Source organism: Schleiferilactobacillus shenzhenensis LY-73, assembly GCF_000469325.1.
GTDB lineage: Bacteria > Bacillota > Bacilli > Lactobacillales > Lactobacillaceae > Schleiferilactobacillus > Schleiferilactobacillus shenzhenensis.
Genome location: NZ_KI271594.1, coordinates 31,720 through 53,894 on the forward strand (window position 1 = coordinate 31,720; position 22,175 = coordinate 53,894).

General features: G+C 56.7%; 27 protein-coding genes. 19 read left to right on the forward strand and 8 right to left on the reverse strand.

Annotation, left to right across the window (positions count from 1 at the left end; genetic code table 11):
- The first annotated feature begins 15 nt into the window (after window positions 1-15).
- The 6 genes from L248_RS15900 (at window position 16) to L248_RS09780 (ending at window position 5,691) form a co-directional block, all read left to right on the forward strand.
- Window positions 16-1,008, forward strand: coding sequence for a zinc ribbon domain-containing protein (locus L248_RS15900; RefSeq protein WP_196812025.1), 993 nt, complete (start codon window positions 16-18; stop codon window positions 1,006-1,008).
- A gap of 1 nt (window position 1,009) precedes the next feature.
- Window positions 1,010-2,497, forward strand: coding sequence for a TcaA second domain-containing protein (locus tag L248_RS09760; protein ID WP_022530044.1), 1,488 nt, complete (start codon window positions 1,010-1,012; stop codon window positions 2,495-2,497).
- 23 nt (window positions 2,498-2,520) lie between these two features.
- Window positions 2,521-3,432, forward strand: a complete 912-nt coding sequence (locus tag L248_RS09765; RefSeq protein WP_022530045.1) for a zinc ribbon domain-containing protein — start codon at window positions 2,521-2,523, stop codon at window positions 3,430-3,432.
- A 179-nt stretch (window positions 3,433-3,611) separates the two neighbouring features.
- Complete coding sequence (locus tag L248_RS09770) at window positions 3,612-4,100, forward strand: hypothetical protein (RefSeq protein ID WP_022530046.1); 489 nt, start codon at window positions 3,612-3,614, stop codon at window positions 4,098-4,100.
- Between the two features lies 1 nt (window position 4,101).
- Window positions 4,102-4,479, forward strand: a complete 378-nt coding sequence (locus L248_RS09775; RefSeq protein ID WP_022530047.1) for a hypothetical protein — start codon at window positions 4,102-4,104, stop codon at window positions 4,477-4,479.
- 24 nt (window positions 4,480-4,503) lie between these two features.
- On the forward strand, window positions 4,504-5,691 hold the full coding sequence (locus L248_RS09780) for an SPFH domain-containing protein (RefSeq protein ID WP_022530048.1): 1,188 nt from the start codon (window positions 4,504-4,506) through the stop codon (window positions 5,689-5,691).
- Between the two features lie 168 nt (window positions 5,692-5,859).
- On the opposite strand, the gene L248_RS15265 is transcribed toward L248_RS09780, so the two are convergent.
- Window positions 5,860-7,089: a C40 family peptidase gene (locus L248_RS15265; protein ID WP_022530049.1), complete on the reverse strand. Its 1,230-nt coding sequence runs from the start codon at window positions 7,087-7,089 to the stop codon at window positions 5,860-5,862.
- 202 nt (window positions 7,090-7,291) lie between these two features.
- Window positions 7,292-7,837 (reverse strand): HdeD family acid-resistance protein, encoded by a 546-nt coding sequence (locus L248_RS09790; RefSeq protein ID WP_022530050.1) that lies wholly within the window; start codon window positions 7,835-7,837, stop codon window positions 7,292-7,294.
- A 100-nt stretch (window positions 7,838-7,937) separates the two neighbouring features.
- On the opposite strand from L248_RS09790, the gene sfsA reads away from it, so the two are divergent.
- The gene (gene sfsA, locus L248_RS09795) at window positions 7,938-8,675 is read left to right on the forward strand and encodes a DNA/RNA nuclease SfsA (protein ID WP_022530051.1); all 738 of its coding nucleotides are present in this window, start codon (window positions 7,938-7,940) and stop codon (window positions 8,673-8,675) included.
- A gap of 53 nt (window positions 8,676-8,728) precedes the next feature.
- Here the strand turns inward: sfsA and L248_RS09800 are convergent, their stop codons facing one another.
- Window positions 8,729-9,898 (reverse strand): GNAT family N-acetyltransferase, encoded by a 1,170-nt coding sequence (locus L248_RS09800; RefSeq protein WP_040536096.1) that lies wholly within the window; start codon window positions 9,896-9,898, stop codon window positions 8,729-8,731.
- A 67-nt stretch (window positions 9,899-9,965) separates the two neighbouring features.
- Complete coding sequence (locus L248_RS09805; protein WP_022530053.1) at window positions 9,966-10,814, reverse strand: hypothetical protein; 849 nt, start codon at window positions 10,812-10,814, stop codon at window positions 9,966-9,968.
- Window positions 10,815-11,050: 236 nt separating this feature from the next.
- Between L248_RS09805 and L248_RS09810 the strand changes: the two genes are divergently transcribed.
- The 6 genes from L248_RS09810 (at window position 11,051) to L248_RS09835 (ending at window position 14,011) form a co-directional block, all read left to right on the forward strand.
- Window positions 11,051-11,344, forward strand: coding sequence for a hypothetical protein (locus L248_RS09810; RefSeq protein WP_040536099.1), 294 nt, complete (start codon window positions 11,051-11,053; stop codon window positions 11,342-11,344).
- Window positions 11,345-11,483: 139 nt separating this feature from the next.
- Window positions 11,484-12,350: an NAD(P)-dependent oxidoreductase gene (locus L248_RS09815; protein WP_022530055.1), complete on the forward strand. Its 867-nt coding sequence runs from the start codon at window positions 11,484-11,486 to the stop codon at window positions 12,348-12,350.
- A gap of 125 nt (window positions 12,351-12,475) precedes the next feature.
- On the forward strand, window positions 12,476-13,072 hold the full coding sequence (locus L248_RS09820) for a hypothetical protein (RefSeq protein WP_040536102.1): 597 nt from the start codon (window positions 12,476-12,478) through the stop codon (window positions 13,070-13,072).
- The gene (locus L248_RS09825; RefSeq protein WP_040536105.1) at window positions 13,065-13,334 is read left to right on the forward strand and encodes a hypothetical protein; all 270 of its coding nucleotides are present in this window, start codon (window positions 13,065-13,067) and stop codon (window positions 13,332-13,334) included. Before L248_RS09820 ends, L248_RS09825 begins: the two co-directional genes overlap by 8 nt.
- A 176-nt stretch (window positions 13,335-13,510) precedes the next feature.
- On the forward strand, window positions 13,511-13,717 hold the full coding sequence (locus L248_RS09830; RefSeq protein ID WP_040536108.1) for a DUF1659 domain-containing protein: 207 nt from the start codon (window positions 13,511-13,513) through the stop codon (window positions 13,715-13,717).
- 33 nt (window positions 13,718-13,750) lie between these two features.
- Window positions 13,751-14,011, forward strand: a complete 261-nt coding sequence (locus L248_RS09835; RefSeq protein WP_022530058.1) for a DUF2922 domain-containing protein — start codon at window positions 13,751-13,753, stop codon at window positions 14,009-14,011.
- Window positions 14,012-14,150: 139 nt separating this feature from the next.
- On the opposite strand, the gene L248_RS09840 is transcribed toward L248_RS09835, so the two are convergent.
- Window positions 14,151-14,534 carry a hypothetical protein gene (locus L248_RS09840; protein WP_022530059.1) on the reverse strand — a complete coding sequence of 128 codons (384 nt, stop codon included), beginning with the start codon at window positions 14,532-14,534 and terminating at the stop codon, window positions 14,151-14,153.
- A 359-nt stretch (window positions 14,535-14,893) separates the two neighbouring features.
- On the opposite strand from L248_RS09840, the gene L248_RS15270 reads away from it, so the two are divergent.
- The 4 genes from L248_RS15270 to L248_RS09860 all read left to right on the forward strand — a co-directional run bounded on the left by L248_RS15270 (window position 14,894) and on the right by L248_RS09860 (window position 18,203).
- Entirely contained in the window at window positions 14,894-15,307 is a 414-nt protein-coding gene (locus L248_RS15270) for a hypothetical protein (RefSeq protein ID WP_022530060.1), read from the forward strand.
- A complete protein-coding gene (locus L248_RS09850) occupies window positions 15,294-16,601 on the forward strand; it encodes a Y-family DNA polymerase (protein ID WP_022530061.1) in 1,308 nt (435 codons plus the stop codon). Before L248_RS15270 ends, L248_RS09850 begins: the two co-directional genes overlap by 14 nt.
- A complete protein-coding gene (locus tag L248_RS09855) occupies window positions 16,594-16,950 on the forward strand; it encodes a hypothetical protein (RefSeq protein ID WP_022530062.1) in 357 nt (118 codons plus the stop codon). The genes L248_RS09850 and L248_RS09855 overlap by 8 nt, the downstream gene beginning before the upstream one ends.
- A 245-nt stretch (window positions 16,951-17,195) precedes the next feature.
- A complete protein-coding gene (locus L248_RS09860; RefSeq protein ID WP_022530063.1) occupies window positions 17,196-18,203 on the forward strand; it encodes a hypothetical protein in 1,008 nt (335 codons plus the stop codon).
- Window positions 18,204-18,284: 81 nt separating this feature from the next.
- Here the strand turns inward: L248_RS09860 and L248_RS09865 are convergent, their stop codons facing one another.
- The 3 genes from L248_RS09865 to L248_RS09875 all read right to left on the reverse strand — a co-directional run bounded on the left by L248_RS09865 (window position 18,285) and on the right by L248_RS09875 (window position 19,064).
- Complete coding sequence (locus L248_RS09865) at window positions 18,285-18,542, reverse strand: helix-turn-helix domain-containing protein (RefSeq protein ID WP_040536115.1); 258 nt, start codon at window positions 18,540-18,542, stop codon at window positions 18,285-18,287.
- A 22-nt stretch (window positions 18,543-18,564) separates the two neighbouring features.
- Complete coding sequence (locus L248_RS09870; protein ID WP_022530065.1) at window positions 18,565-18,765, reverse strand: hypothetical protein; 201 nt, start codon at window positions 18,763-18,765, stop codon at window positions 18,565-18,567.
- A 101-nt stretch (window positions 18,766-18,866) separates the two neighbouring features.
- Window positions 18,867-19,064, reverse strand: a complete 198-nt coding sequence (locus L248_RS09875; RefSeq protein ID WP_155828624.1) for a hypothetical protein — start codon at window positions 19,062-19,064, stop codon at window positions 18,867-18,869.
- A gap of 110 nt (window positions 19,065-19,174) precedes the next feature.
- Between L248_RS09875 and L248_RS09880 the strand changes: the two genes are divergently transcribed.
- Window positions 19,175-20,155, forward strand: a complete 981-nt coding sequence (locus L248_RS09880) for a glycosyltransferase family 2 protein (protein ID WP_022530066.1) — start codon at window positions 19,175-19,177, stop codon at window positions 20,153-20,155.
- A 160-nt stretch (window positions 20,156-20,315) separates the two neighbouring features.
- Entirely contained in the window at window positions 20,316-22,148 is a 1,833-nt protein-coding gene (locus L248_RS15275; RefSeq protein WP_022530067.1) for a polysaccharide deacetylase family protein, read from the forward strand.
- Window positions 22,149-22,175 lie beyond the last annotated feature (27 nt).

Genomic DNA, 22,175 nt, shown 5'->3' on the forward strand with positions numbered 1-22,175 from the left:
TTTGGGGGGATAAACATGGAGACACAATACGTATTTTGTTCAAATTGCGGAGCAAAGAATGTCGCTGGGTCACACTATTGTATTCGCTGTGGTAAGCCGTTAACCGGGTACCAGCAAGATAGTTCTGCCCAGCGTCCAGAGCAAAAGCCAACAACGGGCACGTTTACTTTTTCGCTGGATCGCATCAGACGGTGGGTAGCAGCCAATAAGGGTACAGTAATTCTTGGTGCTTTATTGGCATTTATCTCTGCACTTGTTAGTTCGTCGGTGGGTTTATTGATTCTGCTGGGAGGAATCGCTGCGATTGTTGTTCTGTCTGGCCTGGCAACACCTGTTGCAAATCCGGTAGAGCCGTGGCTGAGCCGACATTGGCGTGCTTTTGCCGAAACCAAAGCGGGTCAAGTGACCGCTCAGCAGGGCATCCTCAATGCAGTGAGCGTTGTGTTAGCCATTATCGTTTTGGGCACCTCATACATCGGTACATTTATCCGTATCGACTTATCCAGCATGGGCACGATTGGCAGTGCCTTTGTCAGCATGTTAACGGGTGAAAGCTCTGCCGGTCAGTTAACCGGCGGAATAACCAGCAGCGTGGAGGGAATGCTGAACGGGTCACTAAAATCCCAACTTGGTTTATTGGTCAGCACTGGGATGATCAATAACACGCAAATGGTGACCGTCCTAGGTATTATTGCCCTTGGCCCGATCCTGGTGATTGTTGGCAGCCTCCTTCATCAACGTTTTTCTGACATTGTTGTGATTGGCGGGGCTGCTGTGGGTATGGTCGTTTATGGTTTTATTGCCAACTTCATTCATCAACAACTGACATCGACTGCCGGATTAACCTCATCACAGCTCACCGAAGCGCAGATGATCCGCCAAATGGTTAAATTTGGGCCGAGTGCCCTGGTCGCATTTTTTGGTGTTGGCGTTATTCTTCTGTTGGCCCTCCTGCGTGTTTTCCAGAATAGAAACTTGTTGGCAGGTATCAGAAAAGGGGGAGAATAGCATGACCAATCAACAGCCAGCTTTCTTTTGTCCAAATTGCGGCACCCGCGTGGCACTTTCCGACGGTTTTTGCCCATCCTGCGGATATGATCTTGGCCAATTCAAGAAAGATCATCCGGAGGTTATCGGCACCAAGGCGAAGAATGCGTTATCCGAATCTCAACAATTACAAAACAGTAACGTGTCCGAAGCAGCAGAACCTGTATCCGCCAATTTTGCGGCAAGTGCGCCAAAGGAAAAGCAGAAGCGCCAGCCATTGTCCAAAAAACACAAGGCAATCATCATCGCCATAAGTGCCGCTGTCGTGGCTCTCGGGGGCGTTTATTTCGCTGGCAAAGCATATTATAGCCCGGAGAGGCAGCTCACTCGCGCCATTTCTGCAATTTCGAAAAGTGATGCCAAAGCAGCGGCCGGGTATTTTACCTCGTCGGACCCTAATGCCCAAGTGAATGCGGAGAATATCAAACCGCTGTTGACTTATTACGCAGCACATAAGGCCGAACTGGCCAGTGTTCAGCGGGAGAATCAGGCGATGCTCCAAACGAGTGCAACGACACAAGGCAACATGCGATTCCAGCAAAGCGGTCGGCAGTTTGTCCTTTTCCCCGCCTTCAAGTTCAATTTAGTACCAGTCTATCCAAAAGTAACGACCAATCAAGCGAGTACAAAGGTCGTCGTGACAGGCGCCAATCCGTTGAAATTGACAGGTAAACTGGCGAGTAAGGAAGCCGGGCCGTTGTTTCCCGGACAATACACGGTTACTGCGACAGCCAATATCACTGGCCATTCAGTTAAGCAAGTATTTCATCCCACTGTGGGATTTGGCGGAACCAATGATTGGGATCTGAGCTTTGAGACAATATCATTTACCGCGATTGGTTTCCCCGGTGCCATCGTTAAGATTGATGGCGAAAAGGCGGGGGTGATTAATCCTCAAGGACGGCTGATTGTCCGTAATTACCCCGTACAGAAGAATAGCCCCAAGATGACGCAAACATACTCGGAAGATGGGGCCAATGTCACATCGCTGCCCACTGCGGTGGCACTTTCGGGTGAATCATATGAAGTCCAGTATCCAGGCGTCGTTTCAGAAGAAGGGGCAGCCAACATTATTCGTTCGATGTTTGAGTATAAGGCCCAACAACTGGCTAATGGCGGCGATCCAGATGATGACCTGGCAACATTTTTTGTGAACGGCACAACAAACAAACAGTACACAGAATTTGTAAAAATTTTCCAGGGCTACCACAAAGATACGACTATTGATGGGGTCAGTTTAGAAACTGCGGTTCAGCACGCTTACCCTCAGAAGAAAAATCAAGCTCGGGTCCAATTTACAATCAAGTATGATTTCCGTAACAAAGATGGAAATGGCCATCACATTCAGACTTTTGCGTATGAGGGGCTGCTCAATCAGATGCATAAGGACGATTATGGTTTTGAAAAGTACAATGTCGTCAAGAAAGTGTCTGATGTTCACGAAGATTAAGCCAGGAGTGGGAGGAAGAAATCATGGGAAACAAAGTGATTTTTTGTCCTAGATGCGGTTTTCAAAATGACGCAACAGCGAAATTTTGCGTCAACTGTGGATTTCAATTGCCCCAGACTGATGTTTCAGCCAAAACGCCACCAGTACAAGAAACAAGCAGTGATTCCCATGCAGTTCATCGGGTCCGAGACTACCCGTATACGGTCATTCTTGGGATTGGTCTTGCTGGAATACTGGCAATGGTTCATTTACTTCTTGGCTTGGCGGCACTTGTGCTTTTCTTTGGAATCGTACGCAGGAATGGTTCTGGAATTGAAAACGCAATGGCCAAGCGTGTAAGACAACCGGTGGCCAGTGTGGGAATCCGCAGTTTGGCCGCTGCCGTCGCTGGGGCCATCGTTCTTCTCAGTTCCTTCATGGGCACATTCTTCCAGTTCAATATGGCGACGCTTCGACAATCTCTGGGTCTGGCGTTTGATAGAACGATGGGCGAAACAAATTTCAGTCAGTCGATTGGGGAGACAATTACCCGCTACGGAGGGACGCTAAATCATTCATTGTCGACTCAAATTCGGTATGTGTGGCCGCCTTTGTTCAGCGAATCTTTGAGCACTGACGAGATTGAGGCTTTGCTGATCATCTTGGCTGTTGGCCCTGTTCTTGTTGTTCTCGGATTTTTATTCCGAGGCTGGTTTTCCCGCATTGTTATGTTCTTGGGCGCGCTGGCAGCCGGAGTCTGTTATGGTTTCATATTCTATATCTCCGTGGCCGGTATTAATTATGCGCGGCCCGAGGTGCAGCGATTAGTCAGGAGTTTTCTTGGATTTGGCGCAAGTGCGGTTGTTGCATTTATAGGCGTTGTTCTGATCCTGATTTTAACTTTCCTCAACTTGCTGCCGCGAGCAAAGACGCAAGAACCGCTACGACTTGAATAAAAGCCGGCCTTAAACAAAAGACATGAAGTGACAATCCTGTCACCTCCCTACCAATTACCCCCTAGCAGCGTAGAATAACGTTAAGGCCAGCGCTCAGCCCTCCGACCGATTTTGTATATTTCGGTGGGTTTTGCTTGCTTTCTATCCTTACCATGGTAATATGAAAGCGTCAACGAAAGATGGATAGAAAGGATACGGTGGACGTCGTGAATGATGCAACCTTAAGGGAAAAGCGGCGGGAAGCCATGGCGCGTTATCGCCAGCGGAACCCGAACCTGAACCAATATGTGTCTCTGCGCTCCAGTGCCCGCTCGTTTTTGCGGAACAATGCGAATTACGCGGATACTTTGGAGCTGATTTTCTTAGCGACCCAGCGGCAAGCGCAGCTGGGGGAGACGATGGACGACGACCTGCTGGCCGCCTTCCAGACATTCTGGCAGGCACTGCAGCGGGTGAAGGGCGCGCCGGTGACCGAAGACTTGACGGTGCGCTTGGCAGCGGCCGCCCAGGACGCGTTCCAGCAGGCGTTCGTCTGGCGTCAGCTGCGGGGCAACCTGGAGCTGGTCGGGGAGCACCTGGCCCTGACGCTGGCCGTTGCCGATAACACGCTGACGGGTGTGATCCTGACGTTCCGCACGGACGGCGGTCTTGACGAGGAGGGATTGTGAGATGGAAGAGTCGTTACAGCGCATCATCAATAAGATCCAAGCCACGGAGCAGAACCCGCTCTTCACGCTGTTTTCTTTACCGGACAACGAGAAAGCCGAACTGACCCAGCTGCCGGACGGCCTCCAGCGGGCGATCCTGCTGCTCACCGCCGGCACCGTGTCGGGCAACAATAACGCGGCCCGGGACGATCTCATCGGCAAGAGCGTGCACGTCAAGGATGCCCACGCCAAGTCGATTTCTGTCTTCGGTTCCTACTATCCCTTCGAGCTCATCGACCACGATGCCCAAGGGGATTACGTCATTATTTCCGTCGAGGATAACGTGCTTTACCTCTTATCCAAGAACGGTTTGCAGGACACCTGGGAGACTGAGTTTTAGCATTTAGAAAGAGGGAGTTTTACTATGGGTGGTTACATCACACTCGCCATTGTGGCGATCATCGTTCTGTTGTTGCTTTATTTCTTCTTCCACACGTTCATCTCGGTCGAGTCCGGGACGGAAGCGCTGGTCACCCGGTTCGGGGAATATACTAAGACCCTGCAGCCCGGGCTGCATTTCTTAATTCCCATCGTGAACAAGGCGTACGTTGTCTCCATGCAGCTGCAGCCGCTGGATGTAGAGAAGCAGCCGCTGATTACCAAGGATAACGCCACCGTTCAGGCGGCAGAAAAAATCAAGTACCACGTCACCGACTCGTACAAGTTCCAGTTCGGCAACTCCGATTCAGTGGAGTCCATGATTCAGGATGCCCAATCTGCATTGCGTTCCATCATCGGGCAAATGGACTTGAACGCCGTGCTGGGCGGTACCGAGACGATCAACCAGCGGCTGTCCGAGTCGCTGGCTGAGACGACGTCCGCTTACGGCCTGAAGGTCGATAACGTGGCCATCTTCGGTCTGCAGCCGGATCCCCAGATTCAGCAAGCGATGAACAAGCTGCTCACTGCCGACCGGGAGAAGCAAGCCGAGATCAGTAAGTCTGAAGGGGAACGGACCGCGGCCGAGAACCGCGCCAGCGGCCAAGCCTTCGCCATCAAGACGGAAGCCGAAGCCAACGCCTATTCCACTAAGATGTCGGCCGATGCCCAAGCCTACGCGACAGCCCGCGCCGCCGAGGCCCAAGCGGCCGCCAACACCCAGATCCTGGATGCTTACTCTGCGGCTAATTTGACCACCGAACAGTATGTCCAGCTGCAGCAGATTGCCGCCTTTGCGCGGTTGGCCAACAGTAAGGCCAACACCGTCGTGATGCCCACCGATAAGATGGACGGTGCGGTCAAGGCTGCCACGGCCACCAAGATCTTCAAGACGGACAATTCTGACGCCACCGGCGCGACCTCCATCGTGAATGAGCTGGACGCCAAGATCAAGGCGCCCCAGAGCCTGGAGTCCCAGGAAGCCGCCGGCGACTTCAACCCGAATTTCGGCGACACGACCGCCAACATCAAGGCCACCGTCCACACCGATGACACCGAAGCCGCTAATTCTGCGACCGGCAGCGGCAGTGCCAGTACCCCCAGCCAGCCCACGGCGACGCCGGGCACCCCGGAGTATTACCGTCAGCTGAACGCGGCCCGCACGCAGCATTGAGCCGCCAGTGAGCCAGGTTCGTTGACAGGGAGAAAGGCGCCGCAGTAACGGCACCGATACCCAAAAACACCGCCGAGCGTGCGTCTCGACGGTGTTTTTGGGTATTCCAGCGTATCAAAAAGGCGCCGGCCCCAATTGACCGCCGCCAACAACAGGAGTTGTTCTTGTTTACAGAACCCGGACCGCAAAGTTCGGTTGAAAGCCCTGACTGATCGTTTGAATCTGCACGACTTGCCCCGGTTCAGGAGCGGCAATGTATTGATTGTTACCGATATACAACGCATCGTGATAGGTGTTGCCCTTGGGTCCCCAGAAGAGAATATCGCCAGGCTGGAGGGCACTCAGCGATACTTCCCGGCCAGAGGATTCCTGGGGGACCGTCCAGCCGCCGATGTTCACGCCGGCGGCGTTCAAGAAGACGTAGTACATCAACCCCGAGCAGTCGAATACGTTCGGCCCTTTGCCGCCCCAAACATAGGGCTTGCCCAGCTGCTGGCGGGCTAAGGCAACAACAGCGCTGGCCTTGGTTTGGTCGGCAGGCGCGGTATTGTCAGCGTTGTTGGCATTGTTCCCAGAATTACCCGCGACGGCCGTTACCGCCGCGCTGGCGATCCATTGGTTGGTGCCGATCCGGTACCACGTATAGCCATCGGCTTGCTGAGTAGCGTCGTAAGTGTAAGTGCCGCCGGCGGGAATCGACTGGACGACCGATGCCGTCAGGCTGGCACTCTGCCGCAAATTGGCCGCATAATTGACCCGCACCGAACCGCTTTGGGCCGTGGGCGTGCTATTACTGTTACTGCCGCTATTGTTGTTATTCCCAGCATTCGTGCTGCTGCCAGGGTACTGCCCCGCGTGAGCCGTCACTGCACCGTTGGCTACCCATTGGTTACGGCCGACGAGATACCACGTAAATCCGTCCGCTTGGCGGGTCGCACTAAAACGGTAAACTTCACCCGCGGCCAGCGTCCGGGCAACGCCATAACTTAATCCAGGCCCTTGCCGCAGATTCGCCGGGGTGTTGATCGACAACCAGCCAGTACTAGCCGTTCCCGTCGTGACATGCTCCGCTGGTGCGGCAATACCGCTGGTGCCGGCGGCCACGGGGGCCGCTCCCGCACTGGCGACCCAATCGACCGGCGACACCCGGTACCAGGTATACCCCTGGGCGGTACGTGTCTCAACATACTTATAACTTTCCCCTGGTTGTAAGTAGCGAGTCGTCCCGTATTGTGTCCCCGGACCGCGCCGCAAATGACTCGTGTACAGTATCTTGACCGCCCCTGTGGCGGCGTGTGCCCGCTTGGCTGTCATGTTGGCCGCGGCAATACCGCCGGACAGAATGACAGCCGCTGAAGCCAGCGTCGCGATACCGGCATGTGTACGTTTACTGGTCACATTGAACCCCTCCAATTCAATTATCCGTTTAATTTGCTCCCGGGATAACTATTCAACTTTGATTGTAGCACAGCGGGTCATTGGTCTGGCAACAGAAACGGCAAAATGTCTTTATACTTTCGCAAGAAATGTGGGACCAGAAGACACCAAAAAAGGCGGCCGCAACCGCCTTTCCAGGAATTTCTATCTAAATTCGCACACATCACGCCTGTTTCTTGTAATATTGGCCTGTGATGAAGTCCAGGATCACCATGGCGATGAGGGTGCCGCCGAAGATGCGGAAGAGCAGCTTGACGGAGCCCCATGGGTTGATGACCAGGACGATGCCGCCAATGATCAGCAGGATACCGTAGACCACCATCGGCCAAGGGGTAACGTTCACGTACTCCTTGCGGCCGGAAAAGCCGTTGGCCACCCGGTTGATACCCATGAAGATGAGCAGCAGACCGAGAATGAATGGGATCGCGGCCAGCAGCGGTTTGGCCATGAAGTAGAACAGAATGGCGACGACGATCAGCGTCACGCTCAAGCCGATGGCCCAGCCGCTCTGCTGACCGTCGACGCTGTCCTTGCTGCGCAGGGCTGAGACCAGCCCGATGATGCCCTGGACCGCGATGTAGATGGCGATCAAGCTGATGCCGATCGTGGTCACCAGGCCGGGCACGAACAACAGGGCGGCCCCCAGAAGCAGACTCGCCAGCGACTGCAGCCAGCCGTAGCGGCGGAACGTGTTATATACTTGTTGCATGGAATCAGTCCTCTCGATGTCGGTTTTCAAGTCACCTTCAGTATACCTGACTCACCAGCGGGGCTGTATCGGTCCTAAGTATGGAAAAGAGGCACGCCCCATGGAGTATCCTGGCATTATCCGGGGCCAATTCATTGACCGGCCCAACCGGTTCGTCGCCCATGTGCTGATTCAGGGAGAAAAGATTGTGGTCCACGTCAAGAATACTGGCCGGACCAATATTTTGGTCCCCGGCCGCACCGTCGCCTTGGCGCCGGCGGCTAACGCTGCCCAGCGCAAGACTGCCTTCGACTTGGTGGCCGTGCAGACGCCCAAGGGCTGGATCAATGTGGATTCCCAGGCGCCTAACACGGTGGTAGGCGCTGGTCTGCGCAGCAACCAGATCGTCCTGCCCGGCCTCGGCCCCATTACGGCGGTGCGGCCGGAGACCACGTTTCACGACGCCCGGTTTGATTTTTACGGCAGCAGCGGCCCCCAGCCGTTCTTCCTGGAAGTGAAGGGCGTGACCCTGTGGGCCGGGGACGTGGCGGCGTTCCCGGATGCGCCGACCCTGCGCGGGCTGAAGCACGTGCAAGAACTGATTGCCGCGGTGGGGGCGGGGTACCACGGGTACCTTCTGTTTCTGGTGCAGATCCCAGCGATCCGGGCGGTGACGATTGCCCGGGAAGTCCAGCCGACATTGGCCGAGACGATTGCCCAGGCCCAGGCGGCGGGGGTGCACGTGCTGGCGTACGGCACCCGCGTGACGCCAGGCACGATGACCCTGGATGCCCCGATTCCGTTTGATTTGACGGCCCCGTTCACCATGGCGGCGGCGCTGGCCGAGGCCCGGGCGTAAGGCAGAAAAAGGCCGGTTGCGCGCACCATCGCGGCAGCCGGTCTTGTCTTTTCTCAGAAATAATCGTTCAGCATCGGCAGTTCGTGGTGCAGCACAGCATCAAGGCGGGCGGCGGCATCCGCGTCGCCCGTCCCCCGGCCGCTGGTCAGGATCGAAATCAGGGTCGTCGTGCCAAAGAGGGCCTTGGTCAGCTGCTGGATCGATAGGTGCAGGTCAGCGGCCGCATCCGGGTCAGCGGTTGTCCGTGTCACCCCAGCCGTCGTCAGCGTCCACACGCCTTGATTGGCCGGCAGCACCGGGTCAGTGACGGCCACAGTCACCGGCGCCGCCAACTCACCGGTCCACGGATACCGGCCGAAGAAATCCGCCAGATCCACGATCCGGGCCATCATGAAGGGCAATGTCTCCGCCGTCAGTGCGTACGGATTCGGCAGCCAATCCCCGCGGTAGCGGCTGTCCTGGTCGATGAAGCGCAGCGTCGGGAAGGTATTGCCGTGGCGCAGCAGGAACGCCATCAGGTGGGTCCAAGCGGCCTGGCTCGGCGCCCACCATTCTTGCACCGTCAGGGTGCTGCCGTTCCGGTCGTACAGCATATACCCCTGCAGCTTCCCATCCGGATCCCGGTACAGCGCCGCATCCCAGTTATTGGCCAGGGCCAGATGGTCCCACCACCAGCTCTCCCGCACCACGCCGCCGCGGAGATGGTCGGCCTGGGCCGCATACACCGGCATCAGCACCGGCAGGGCCGCCCGCAGCGGCTGCCGCGTCACCGTCCCGCCGCCCAGCGCATGGAACGACGGCACGGCGGAACCGGCCAAGGTGTACTGCATCTTATTGAACACCTGCTCATAACCGAAGCGCCGGTAATATTCATAGGAGAAAGGCGCCAGGTACGCCAATGTGACGTGCTTTTTTGCCATTTCTGCCAATGACGCCTTGAGCAGTGTGCCCGCGCCGCCGCGGCCGGAGAATTCCGGGGCTGACATCACGTCGCCGATCCCGTTCATCCGGAAGTCGACGCCGTGGAAGTTCACCGTGAAGGGCAGACTGTACAAGCCGCTGACCAGCTGGCCGCCGTCCTGCAGCCCATAGATCCAGCCGTGGTCGTAGCGCTGGAAGAAATATTCCCGGCGCTGGGGGCTGTCCTGGCGGTTGAAGGCATACAAGTACAATTGGTAGAACTGTTCCCGAGCTTCTGGCCCGTGCAAGCGATAATCTGTCATCGTTTCTCTCCTTACATTCATTCCGATAGAAAAGCCCGCCGGCAAAAACCGCCAACGGGCAGGGGCGTTACTTCAAACCCGCGTCCTGCGGGGTGATCTTCGTCCGGCCGTCCGCGTGGGCGACCTTGATGGCCTTCATGATGTCCAAGTCGGACCAGGCGGCAGAATCCACGCCCTGGGATTGCAGGTCCTTGCGGGCCTGCGTGATCTGGGCGGCGGTAATCGGCTGACCGTTGAGTTCTGTGTCCTGCTTATTCACGCTGTATTCGCCTCCGCTGTTGGCCGATGAACTGCTGCTGGTATTGGTGCTCGGGGTCGTGCTGGCCGTCTGCTGGGCCTGAACCGTGCTCACCTGCAGCTTGAGGGCGCCGGTGTACAGCGTGGCGTAATAACTATCACTAATGTTGCTCTGGTGGACCAGCTGGTTCAAGGTCGCCAAGGCGCCGGCGTAGTCCTTCTGGTCATAAGCCGTCTGGGCTTTCTGCAAGTCAGCTTGGGCAGCCTTGTAGGTGGTCTGCACCTGGTTGATCGTCGTCAGCAGCTCATCGGCGGCACTGTTCAAGCTGCTGTCGCCGCCGGTGACGTTCTTGACGGCAGTGGCCGCCGCCTTGGCCGCGTTGAAGCTGTTTTTCGCCAAGGCGTTCTGCGCTTCCAGTACGGCCTTGGTCTGCTTCACCAGCGCCTGCGCCTTCTTGTCGCCGTTCTTCGTCAAGAGGGCACTTTCGAAATACCCCAGCGCCTGATCGTAGGCCTTGGTACTGACGGCGTCGCGGCCAGCGCGAATGATGGCCGTATAGCTGCTGGTCGATTCGCTGGCCGCCGCGACTGATGCAGCGCTGTCCTGGGCCTTAGGCTGACACCCCGCCAGGGTGACCAGCGCCAAGCCGGCGGTGAGGTAAGTGAGTAGTTTCTTCATCGGAGATTCGCTCCTTATCCGTTGCGGCCTGCATGGTGCGCAGGCCATATGTTGAGATTTTAACATGGAATTGGGGGCTGTACCAAGTCGTGAGGAGTGCGCGCCTTGAATTTGTTATGGCAGCCTGGCACAATCAAAGGATGAAATAGATGGATGAGTCCATTTTCAGTTCCTGACGTGGAATCTAGGAATACAGAGACTTGTTCGCACTGGGTATGCGAGAAAGGAAAATTTGGATGAGTCTGGACGAGTTAATTCAAGAGGGAATGGACGAAATGAATTCTCGGCATCCCTTCGACAAGGATTTGAGCAATCGCTTAACAATACTCTTGGCTGAATCAAATCTCAGTTTGACGGATTTGTCTACACAGTTGAAAATGGACCGTGCACACTTAAAGAAAATGTTTTATGGTTCGAAATACGTAACCAAGGCAGACTATCAGGTTTTGCTTCGTTCTCTTGATAAAGCGGCGTTGGTTCGGAAAGCCGGTAGGACAACACAATTCGTTGAATCGACGAAAAATCGTTGACCCGGCACTTTCCAAAACAATGACGGTATTTCAGCCAATTGCACATTTTAAGCTGCCCAGGTAGAACTTCAGTCGGAGTACGTATTTACTTACAGTCAGGGCACAATGATTTGTTACAAGACGCAAGGAGGATTTCTCAATGAAAATCGGCTTCATCGGCACCGGTGTCATGGGCACCGGCATGATCAAAAACTTGCTTCAGCACGGCTCAGACGTCACTGTTTTTAACCGGACCAAAGCCCACGCCCAGCCCGTGCTGGAGGCTGGCGCCAAGTGGGCAGACAGCCCAGCAGCGCTGGCCCGGCAAAGCGATGTCTTGATCTCCATCGTGGGTTTTCCCAAGGACGTCGAACAGGTCTACTTTGCGGACAACGGCGTCTTCGCCGGCGCCCACGCCGGCTTGACGGTCATCGACATGACCACCGGCTCCCCTGAGACGGCCAAGAAGATTACCGCTGTCGCAAAGCAGTATCCCGGCATGGCGGCCTTGGACGCCCCTGTTTCCGGCGGTGACATTGGCGCGCAGAAGGGGACACTGACGATCATGGTCGGCGGGGAACAACCCGTCTACGACCGGATGCTGCCCATTTTCCAACAGATGGGTCAGACAATTACCTATTGCGGCCCGGCCGGCAGCGGCCAGCACATGAAGATGGCCAACCAGATCATGATTGCCGGCACGATGACCGGTATGACAGAAATGCTGGTCTACGCCAAGGCCGCCGGTTTAGACTTGACCCAAGCACTTCATACGCTGGCCGGCGGGGCCGCCCAAAACTGGTCCTTGGATAATTATGGACCGCGCATTCTCAAAGAGGATTACACGCCGGGTTTCTTTGCCAAGCATTTCTTGAAGGATCTCCGCATCGCGTTGGACGAAGCCGACCGGATGGGCTTAGAGCTGCCCGCCACCGCAGAAGCCAAGCACTTGTATGAGGTGATGGTGGACGGCGACGGGCTCGGTGATTTGGGGACGCAAGGATTGATCAAATTGTGGTGGCGGTGATATTTCAAGTAATACTTTGCCCAATTTGAATAAATAATTTGTTCGGTATCGAAAATGGCTTCCATTCCTTTACAATGTCAGTAAAGACATGACGCGGGCTTGATACCAAGTGGAGGATTATTCTAATGGGCACAACTGTTTTTGAAGTTCCCAACCATTATCACAACTATGCGTTTTCCAAATTCATGCAGAGGATTGAAAACCATCTTCGAATTGGCGTGGACAATCCTGATGAGCAATTTGCGCTTCACTATCGCACGGACATGTACATTCACACTGGGTTGATTGCTTCTGTGAAGATAGTGCAGTCTTTGACGAGCGTTCACTGGGATTTGATTACTCGACACGGGGCTTACGAATTGCCAACGGTAGTTTACGATCCGCACGTTGATAAGTATCACCTCCGCCGGTACGAAATAATTAAACACATGAACGCTTCAAGCAGGGACAAAATGCTCCCAATTTTCGAACTGCGACAAAGATTTGAGGCTTTTGAGTTTCGCGTCATGTCAATTGTGGAATTTGGCCGAAAACAACAGGCCATCGATTCCTCCAAGATGATATTCGTGGAGACGTTTACGAAAAGAAGACTGACGATGGCACCTCCACACAGAGATTACTTGACACGCCAGTACCTAGCTTATACGATACAAGCATATTGGCGGATTGTTACCGACCCCGTGTGGTTGACGAAGAACGAGAGGGTGATTTCTTTTGATTGACAAGCATGATTACATTAGTGGCAGTGCCTTTTCAAATCAGTGGGACGCAATGCCGCAGCGGAAAAATGCAGATCAAATCGTACCAGAAATGATCAAGAACGGCATCACAACTGATGAATTGTTACAATTCAGTGGTCTTTCAGAAGATGACTTCGCCAAAATCCTGGCGGGTGACGGAACTATTGCCGACTCTCAGTATGATAGGCTGATCGTGCAGATACAGGCTCATGGGAAACTTACGATGAAGACACGAGAGTTGTGATTTGGCCGGATAGTGCGTCACAAAGCTTGGGATATATCGTCGCTTTTGCTCCCGCTTGCAGCGCTTTTCGCTGCAAGCATTTTTTTTGCCGCTTTTGGTTCCCCCAACCGTTGTTATAAATGTAAGGCAAGGCGGGCCCGCCGCTTACAAAAACTAAACCGATGGAGGAAACAACAATGGCTAAAACTTGGTTAAGCAGCTCCGTAGAGTTCTCCCTGACGAACGATTCATACAAGGACGGCGTGCTGGATCGGCGCTTGAACAACATCGCCGAAGATGCCACCGCCGACCAATTGCTCGCGGTGGGGAATGCCTTCAAGACGCTGCATGCCGGTGACGTCCTGACCGCCACCACCCTCACCACCAAAGAGCAGATCGCGTAACTCGTCACCCACGACTGAAGGAGGAAACCATCCATGAAACAACTGCAATTGAAGTACCACACGTCCGAAGGCAAGAGCAAGACGATGTCCGTGAACTACGTCGACCAGGAACTGGACGCCGCGACGGTCAAGGAAGCGATGGGCCAGATCGCCGCTTCCAAAATCTTCGTCAAGGGCTCGGTCTACCTCTACGACACGCCGATTGCGGCGAAGTATGTGGAACGCTTTGAAACAGCGCTATTCGACGACAGCACTGAACCGGTGGCTCCACGCACACCTGGCCAAGGCGCGTAAGCTGATTCGACTCGTCACCCTGATTCATCAGCTCCTTAAGCAGTAAGAAAGAAGCGGCGGCCGGCAAGCGGGCGCCGCTTCTTTACATAGTGATCATCACGGCCTTGTTAAGAAAAGGCCTTGCTCTCTGGGACAGCTGCTATTTCGCCGGATACACCGGCTTGTAGTGGAACCGATAATTGTAGTTGCCGTCGTCGTCATTGTTGTTGTATACGCTGACGTTCAGAATTTTGACGACGATCTCATCGCCGACTTTCGGCGTGATGTGATTCTTCTCTGTGCTGACAAAGTGCAGCCCCTTGCCGGCGATAATATCGTACCCCTCGTCGGTATCCGGCTCGATCTTCTTCACCGTCACGGCCACCGTCTTGCCCACTGGCGACTTATGCTCCCCGGGGGCATCCTCCATTGTCCACAGTTGATCCTCGGACAGATCCGCCTTCGGTTTCGACTGACACCCGCCCAGCACAAACAGCAGCCCCAGCAGGACCACGCCAACGAAGCCTAACATTCTTTTCTTCATGGTATCTCCTCGCTTTCCATGAGGACGATGTTACGCTCCTCTCCGCGCCAGCGGCCAGAACTTGCAGAAACGAAAAAAAGCGGTGGTTTGGCGGCCAAAATTTTCGGACAAGCAGCTACGGGTCCTGACAATGGCCATCATTTAAATCGTTGAGGCGTGCTGAATGACAACAGAACGCATCCTCAGAAAAGTGGGTGGGGGACAATACCGACCAACCTGCCGGCTCCTGCACATCAATTTTCGCCCGGTAGCACGAACATATGCTTGCGTAATTTGCGCCAACATCGTACACTAAATATATACGAACGCGCGTTCAAAATCAGCACCACCATTATCACATTGCATTGGAAGGTGTTAGTATGGCGAACATCTATGATCCGCCCCGCAGTAAGTGGCTCTACCCCGACCGCGGCATGGTCAAGTGGCTGGGGTTCTTCCTCAGCGACCACACCAAGGCACTGGAACAGGACAGCGAGACCGGCGAGGACGTGGGGGTGCCCCAGGTCCAGCAGGACGACGCCGCCATTGGCGAGCTCCTGGATAACGCCTATCTGACGGGGGAGACCGCCCACATTCAGCGCAACATTCTGGTCCGCGACCATTTCCAGCCGGACATCGTCGGCACCGTCGCCGGCTTCACGCCGGGCAACGGCGTCCTGCTCTACACGACCGCTGGTGCCCAGACGCTGGCCATCAGCGACATCCGCAACATTCGGCTGGAGCCGCCGGCCAAGTGGTACCGCAGCGAGGTGAATGATTATGGCCTCAAGTGAAGAAAGGACCCCGCTCTCCGATCCCCAAGCCTTGCCCCGGCGCGACTTTTTCTGCATCGACTGCAAGTCCTTCTACGCCAGCACGGAAGCCATCAAGCGCGGCATCGATCCGCTGGGGGCCAACATTGTGGTCCTCTCCCGGGAAGAAAGCAGCGGCGGGCTGGTCCTGGCCGCTTCGCCTTTCTGCAAGGAGACCTACCACGTGAAGCTGGGGACGCGGCGCTTCGAGATTAAGAGCGCGATGAACCTGACGATCGTCGAGCCGCACATGGCCGACTACATCGCCAAGAATTTGCGCATCAACCATATCTACCAGCAGTTCACCGACCGGCCCCACTGGTTCCCGTACTCCATCGACGAGTCGTTCCTGGATGTCTCCGGATCCCACAAGCTGTTCGGCGACAACGACGAGCTGGCCGCCCGCATTCAGCACAAGGTGTTCACCGAGACCGGCATCGTTACCACCGCCGGGATGGGGCCCAATCCCTTGCTGGCCAAGCTCGCCCTGGATAACGCGGCCAAGAAGAAAACCCCTTGGCGGGCGTACTGGGGCTACGCCGACGTGCCCACCACCGTGCAGGCCATCAGCCCGCTGGACGACATGTGGGGGATCGGCGGCCGCCTCGCCAAGCGGCTGAACGCCATGGGCATCTACACGGTGGGCGAACTGGCCCACGCCGATGTGCGAAACCTGCACCGGGAGTTCGGCATCCTGGGCGATCAGCTTTACTACCACGCCTGGGGCATCGACTATTCCAACCTGGAGCACCGCTACGTGCCCCGCAACGAGAACCGGGGCTACGGCAACTCCCAGGTGCTGATGCGGGATTACGTCAGCGCCCGGGACTGCGAGACCATCATTCGGGAGATTGCCCACCAGGTCGCGGCCCGCCTGCGCAAGCACAAGGTCCAGTGCGAGATCGTCGGCATCAGTATTGGCTACGCCGACGAGAGTGACACTCGGCGCGGGTTCTTTTCTGCCCAAAGTCACGTCACCCCGACGAACCTGGATGACGAGATCGCTGACACCTGCGTGCGGCTTTTTTATAAGAAGTGGGACGGCACGCCGCTGCGCAACGTAGGCGTGCGCTGTACCCGCATCTCCGAGCAGCACAGCCTGCAGCTCAACCTGTTCGAGGCCGGCACCCGCACGCTCCAGCGCGCCCAGCTCGATGCGGTCATCGACAATATCCAGACTCGCTTCGGCGTCAAGGCGCTGGTGCGGGCGTCCAGCAAGACCAACGGCGGCACGGCCATCGCCCGCGCCGACCTGATTGGAGGCCACCATGCGTGAAGAAAGCAAGCTCCTGTTAGAGCGCTACGACCATTACTTCCTGCGCCAGTACAACTACCGCTACTGGCTGCTCATCGTCACCAACCACTTCGACAGCTGTCACGGTTTCTTCCTGGAATCCCAGAAGAAAGGCGAAGCCATCATCCACTCCAACGAACTGCTGGAGCTGCCTTTCGCCAGCGGCTTGTACGACGAGGTGTTCCGCGCGCTGCGCGCCCATTCCCACCTGCGGATCATCTACCGGGACACGCATCACCTGGTGAAGATGGTGCCGGCGGTGACTTTCGACCCCCTGCATGGCCACCGCCACAGCACCGCCTACCTGCCGCCGGAGCGGAAGAAGAAATAACCGGTGTTATGAAAACTGATATAGACCGGTTTTTGCCGATGTGACAAGACTGTTAGTTGATTGACACGTTTCTTAAGCTTATCGTAATATGTAGGGCCGTTATTTGGGGTAACCTATACCCAGGTCGATTTTTCTCCCACCAATATCCGACTTTGGTTCGAGGAAGATCAAATTCACTATGATATACTTAAGAAGACATGTTAAGGAAAGCTAACGGACCGGCGAAGTTGAGGTGGAGCCAATTGATGAAGTTAACGGAACGATCGATTCTGAGGAACAAAGCAGCCCGCATCCTGGGGACTGTCTTCTTGGCCAGCGCCTTAGCGGTGTCGGCCGGGAGTGCAGTACCGCAGCAGGCGGTTCAGGCGGCGACAGACGGCAGCAGTGCCCCGACCAGCCAGAACAGTCATGATACGCAGAATAGTGACCAGAACGCGGACGGGACGACCGATGATTCAGGTAAGAACAGCAGCTCAGACAGCCAGGTGAAGGAAGTCTCCGGCAAGATCGTGCCGGTGGATCCTTACCAGCAGTCGCTGCAAGTCACGTCCACCGACTACGGCCCGGTCCAAGAGGGGACCAGCATCGATGTTCCGGTGGTCGCCGGGTACTACCCGGAAGACAGCCAGGATGTGGATTCTCTGGTCGTCGGCGTCCAGGTCCAGGTGCCTAAGGATGGCGGTACGATCTACGTGACCTACCTGCCCACCAAGGACACCAACGGCGGCGGCAGCAATAACAATGGCGGCAACGGGGGCGGCGGCAGTGCCAGCAGCACGTCCAGCAATAGCATCAATACCTCCAGCACCACGCCGTCCTCCAGCTCGACTCCGTCGTCCAGCAGCAGTTCCGACACACCGAAGATTCCGGACGGCCCGAGCCAGAACAAGAGCACGAGCAGTAAGAAATCCAGCAGTACCGCATCGCGCCAAGAGGCGGCGGGCAGCAGTTCGTCATCCAGCAGCCAGCCGTGGTACAGCTGGTTCACCAACTGGTTCGGCGGCAGCAAGAAGAACGCAGCGTCCGCCAGTACCTCGACGAGTAAGAAAGCCAGCAGTCCGCTGAGCAGTTCTTCGTCCTTCAAGAGCAGCAGCACCAGCCAGTCGGCCGCGACGCACATGCAGAGTGCCGCTGGCAAACAGGCCGCCGACAACCACACGCAGTGGGCGGCCATCGGCATTACGGTCCTCAGCGCCGGTTTGCTCGGCGGTGTCCTCGTGATGCTGTGGCGGCAACGGCGGCGGAAGAGCTAACTGATTAAGCCATTAGAAAAGCAGCATTCGTCTCGCCCATAAGGGCCGGCGGATGCTGCTTTTTGGTGGTGCGAGTGATCATCACGGAACGATGGCGATTTCCAGTCGTAATCCCAGTCCCTTAGCGTAACGACTGAGTGTGGCGAGTGAAGGGGAAACATCTGCATCCTCCAGCTGAGCAAGCTCTGCTGCAGTCATGCCAATCGCATCAGCAAGTGTGCGCTGGGAGATACCGCGTTTGATCCGTTCGGTCTGCAGATCAGCCAATGTGTTGATGGCCAACATTTCGGTGCTGCTGATTGATTTGATGTCCTTTGTGTATTGTTGCCAGGTAGTCATGAGCGGCTCCTTTCGGGGTGGGTCAATTTTTCTGTTTGTGAGATGGTTCGGCATTGTCGGCGGGATCATTTGCTGATGGCTCGGCTGGATAACCGGGGTCACCATAATAATGCAGCCCGAACTCGCGGCCAAGTGCTTTGATATCTTCTTCTGTCAGCCCCGCACGCAGCTTTTTCTGCGAGAACTTGGGCAGAAGAGCACTCGGATGGTCTTCTTTATGCAAGGTGGGAACTCCTCCTTTGGTATCATGCAAAATAAAGGACCGGTAGAGTAGTGCACGTCACGTAACGTATAGGTAAAGCCATCCCGCGTAAAGCTTACCGATTACTTGCCTCGGTGGTCGGATGAATCGCAAGGAGAATCAACCAACTCTGAGGCATCCTCGTAGCCCGGATCGCCAGGATAAAGATAGCCCAGCTCCCGGCCCAGCTCTCGAATGTCATCATCTGTAAACTGAGCACGTAATTCATCCAGCGAAGGAACGGCCGGAAGAATTGCGCCATGATATTTCTCCTTAGACATCTGCAAGCCTCCTCGTAGCAACGCAAATCATACCACAAATTGCTCCGGGACCAGCCTCAATCTGTGCTACCATGTTAAGAGAATCTTAACGAAAAAGGAGTCACCCACCCATGCCCGCCACCGCCCTCGCCATCGTCCTCCCGGCTTACAATGAAGAAGCCGTTCTGCCCATCTCGCTGCCCCGGTTAGAAAAACTGCTCGACCAAATGATCACCGACCGGCTCATTACCCAGGCATCCCGTCTCATCTTCGTTGACGACGGCAGCAAGGACCGCACCTGGGCCATGATCGAAGCGGCCCAAGCCGCCCATCCCCGGGTCACCGGCGTCAAGCTCAGCCGCAACTTCGGTCACCAGCGGGCGCTCCTGGCCGGCCTCGCCACGGCTGCGCCGTACTTTGACGCCATCATCTCCATCGACGTCGACCTGCAAGACGACATCAATGCCATCCCGAAGATGGTCCGCGCCTTCCAAGCCGGCAGTGACGTGGTCTACGGCGTGCGCAACGACCGTCACACGGACACTGCCTTTAAGCGGGGGACTGCCAGTCTGTTCTACGGTTTGATGAATAAGCTCGGCGTGCGTATGATTCCCAACAGTGCCGACTTCCGTCTCCTCAGCCAACGGGCGCTGCAGACGCTCCTCCAATTTCCCGAAGAGAACCTCTTCCTCCGGGCGATGGTCCCGCTCGTCGGCTTCCCCAGCAGCACCGTCGCATACGCCCGCCTGCCCCGACCAGCCGGTACCTCCAAGTACCCGCTGCGCAAGATGCTCGCCTTCGCCACCGACGGCATCACCAGCTTTTCCAGCGAACCCATCCACCTAGTCATGGACGCCGGCTTCCTCTTCGTCTTCATCGGCCTGGCCGCCTTCATCTACTCCCTGGTCCAGCACGGCCGCGGCCGCGTTGTCCCTGGCTGGACCTCCCTGTTCTGCTCCCTCTGGATCATCGGCGGCGCCCTGATGATCGCCATCAGCGTCCTCGGCGAATACATTGGCAAGATTTACACTGAAGTCAAGCGCCGGCCCCGCTACATCATCGAGACAGAGACCGTCACCGCCACCTTGCCGGTCCGGCAGGAAGAAAAGTAACGCCGCCCTCAGGCAGAAAACCGCCGCACCGGTTTTCTGTCCCTTTCTTTATAATGCCTGCCGCGGTACTTTTCCTCCGCAGATTGCTATAATGAAAGCGCGTAAGCATTTGGCCGCACCCGCAGCGCGGCCAAATATCCTTGAGGGAGGAGTACACATCATGAAGCAAATCAAGCACCACCGCACCTGGCTGGCCGGCCTCCTGGCGATCCTGCTCATCGGGATCCTCGGTTTCGCCCGCGGCCACGTCCGCGCCGATCCGCCCGCCACCGTGGGCACCGTCACGGCCAACCAAGTCTTGACAGTCTACAACGGGGTCGGCGGTATCGCCGACCCCACGGGGGAAACGCTCCAGCCCGGCGACAAGGCTGACGTCACTAATATCTTTATGGTCGACGGTCAGACCTGGCTCGCCCTGGCCGGCACCAACAACCATTGGGTCAGCCTGGACCCCGCGTACAATCCGAAGTATGAGAGCCGCCTCTGGACGCGGACACCCGTGACCGTCTACCAAGGCTTCGGCAGCACCCGCGTCCGCACCACGGACACGATCGTCGCCAACGGCAGCCGCACCGTGACCGCCTCCGTCGATTGGAACGGCATTCCCTGGTACCAGGTGGGTAAGGACCAGTGGGCGACCACCGCGGCCGGCTTCAATCCCGCACCGACCGGCCAGACCCTGACCACGTCCTTCGTCACCACGATCTACACCCGGCCCGACGCTCAGCGCCAGGCCACGGGCAAGACCCTGGCGGCGATGACCACCGTGCCGTACAATCAGACCCAAGTCGTGGACGGTAACACCTGGTACGCCATCGGTGATGATCAGTGGATCACCACGGCGCCCGTTTACAACCCCGGGTTCACCCAGTACGTGTACGTCCCCAACACCATCCCGGTGTGGACGACCTACGCGACCACCCGGCAGAAGACCGCCAAGACGGCCACGGCCGGCAGCAGTTGGCTGATTCTGGAGACCACCTGGGCCGACGGCATCAAGTGGTACGAGATCGGCCCGGATCAGTGGATCACCTTGGACGACGCCATCAATAATGCCGACGTCCCGGTACCGCCCACTCCGGTTCCGGCAAAGCACATTGTCACGCTCACCGCGCCGACGAAGATCTACATCGGCGCCAACGGCACAGCCACGGCGAAGACCCTGGCCGCCGGTACCCGCTGGCAGTTCTACCGGACGCTCACCGTGAATGGCGCCACCTGGTACAGCCTCGGGGCCAACCGCTGGATCACCAACGGCCAGGACACCACCGGCTGGCGCCAGCAGCCCAAGACTGACCCGATCCGCTTCCCCATCCTGATGTATCACGAATTGGGTTCAGATCCCACCAGCACCTGGTACGTCCCGATCAATGAGTTCGCCAGCCAGATGGCCTGGCTCCGGGAGAACGGCTATTACTTCCTGAATACCCAGGAAGCCTACACCGTTTTGACCACCAACCAAGCCCCCAGCGACAAGCTCGTCTGGCTCACCATGGACGACGGCTACGCCAGCTGGTTCAAGGACGGGCTTCCCGTGATCCAGCAGTACGGCGTCAAGGGCACCATGTTCCTGATCACCAACAGCAGCACCTTGACTACCCAGCAGGCGGCCATCATGAAGGACAACGGCATGGACATCCAGGCCCACACCCTCAACCACTTCCACCTCAGCGCACTGCCGGATTACCAGCAGAAGCAGGAGATGGCGGGTTCGAAGGCCTACCTGGACAGCACCTTCCACCAGAACACCACCGCCATTGCTTATCCTTACGGCGATTATAATGAAGAAACCGAGAAGCTCGCGGCCGACATCGGCTTCACCCTCGGTCTGCGCATGCACGATGGCTTAGCCAGTGCCGACAACGGCCTCTACAGCCTGAACCGCATCAAGGTCTCCCCGGGTCTGGACCAAGCCGGTTTTGAGCACTTGGTCGAACACGGCTGGCCGGCGGCGGGGAACGACGATAACAGCGGTCCCTCCGTCCTGCGGTAAGCGTTAAGTTCACAGTAAGATTACAGA

Bases quoted from the DNA above. Each gene is read 5' to 3' on its own strand.
- L248_RS15900 (WP_196812025.1), top strand. From the start codon at position 16: ATGGAGACACAATACGTATTTTGTTCAAATTGCGGAGCAAAGAATGTC.
- L248_RS09760 (WP_022530044.1), top strand. From the start codon at position 1,010: ATGACCAATCAACAGCCAGCTTTCTTTTGTCCAAATTGCGGCACCCGC.
- L248_RS09765 (WP_022530045.1), top strand. From the start codon at position 2,521: ATGGGAAACAAAGTGATTTTTTGTCCTAGATGCGGTTTTCAAAATGAC.
- L248_RS09770 (WP_022530046.1), top strand. From the start codon at position 3,612: ATGGATAGAAAGGATACGGTGGACGTCGTGAATGATGCAACCTTAAGG.
- L248_RS09775 (WP_022530047.1), top strand. From the start codon at position 4,102: ATGGAAGAGTCGTTACAGCGCATCATCAATAAGATCCAAGCCACGGAG.
- L248_RS09780 (WP_022530048.1), top strand. From the start codon at position 4,504: ATGGGTGGTTACATCACACTCGCCATTGTGGCGATCATCGTTCTGTTG.
- L248_RS09790 (WP_022530050.1), bottom strand. From the start codon at position 7,837: ATGCAACAAGTATATAACACGTTCCGCCGCTACGGCTGGCTGCAGTCG.
- sfsA (WP_022530051.1), top strand. From the start codon at position 7,938: ATGGAGTATCCTGGCATTATCCGGGGCCAATTCATTGACCGGCCCAAC.
- L248_RS09800 (WP_040536096.1), bottom strand. From the start codon at position 9,898: ATGACAGATTATCGCTTGCACGGGCCAGAAGCTCGGGAACAGTTCTAC.
- L248_RS09805 (WP_022530053.1), bottom strand. From the start codon at position 10,814: ATGAAGAAACTACTCACTTACCTCACCGCCGGCTTGGCGCTGGTCACC.
- L248_RS09810 (WP_040536099.1), top strand. From the start codon at position 11,051: ATGAGTCTGGACGAGTTAATTCAAGAGGGAATGGACGAAATGAATTCT.
- L248_RS09815 (WP_022530055.1), top strand. From the start codon at position 11,484: ATGAAAATCGGCTTCATCGGCACCGGTGTCATGGGCACCGGCATGATC.
- L248_RS09820 (WP_040536102.1), top strand. From the start codon at position 12,476: ATGGGCACAACTGTTTTTGAAGTTCCCAACCATTATCACAACTATGCG.
- L248_RS09830 (WP_040536108.1), top strand. From the start codon at position 13,511: ATGGCTAAAACTTGGTTAAGCAGCTCCGTAGAGTTCTCCCTGACGAAC.
- L248_RS09835 (WP_022530058.1), top strand. From the start codon at position 13,751: ATGAAACAACTGCAATTGAAGTACCACACGTCCGAAGGCAAGAGCAAG.
- L248_RS09840 (WP_022530059.1), bottom strand. From the start codon at position 14,534: ATGAAGAAAAGAATGTTAGGCTTCGTTGGCGTGGTCCTGCTGGGGCTG.
- L248_RS15270 (WP_022530060.1), top strand. From the start codon at position 14,894: ATGGCGAACATCTATGATCCGCCCCGCAGTAAGTGGCTCTACCCCGAC.
- L248_RS09850 (WP_022530061.1), top strand. From the start codon at position 15,294: ATGGCCTCAAGTGAAGAAAGGACCCCGCTCTCCGATCCCCAAGCCTTG.
- L248_RS09855 (WP_022530062.1), top strand. From the start codon at position 16,594: ATGCGTGAAGAAAGCAAGCTCCTGTTAGAGCGCTACGACCATTACTTC.
- L248_RS09860 (WP_022530063.1), top strand. From the start codon at position 17,196: ATGAAGTTAACGGAACGATCGATTCTGAGGAACAAAGCAGCCCGCATC.
- L248_RS09865 (WP_040536115.1), bottom strand. From the start codon at position 18,542: ATGACTACCTGGCAACAATACACAAAGGACATCAAATCAATCAGCAGC.
- L248_RS09875 (WP_155828624.1), bottom strand. From the start codon at position 19,064: ATGTCTAAGGAGAAATATCATGGCGCAATTCTTCCGGCCGTTCCTTCG.
- L248_RS09880 (WP_022530066.1), top strand. From the start codon at position 19,175: ATGCCCGCCACCGCCCTCGCCATCGTCCTCCCGGCTTACAATGAAGAA.
- L248_RS15275 (WP_022530067.1), top strand. From the start codon at position 20,316: ATGAAGCAAATCAAGCACCACCGCACCTGGCTGGCCGGCCTCCTGGCG.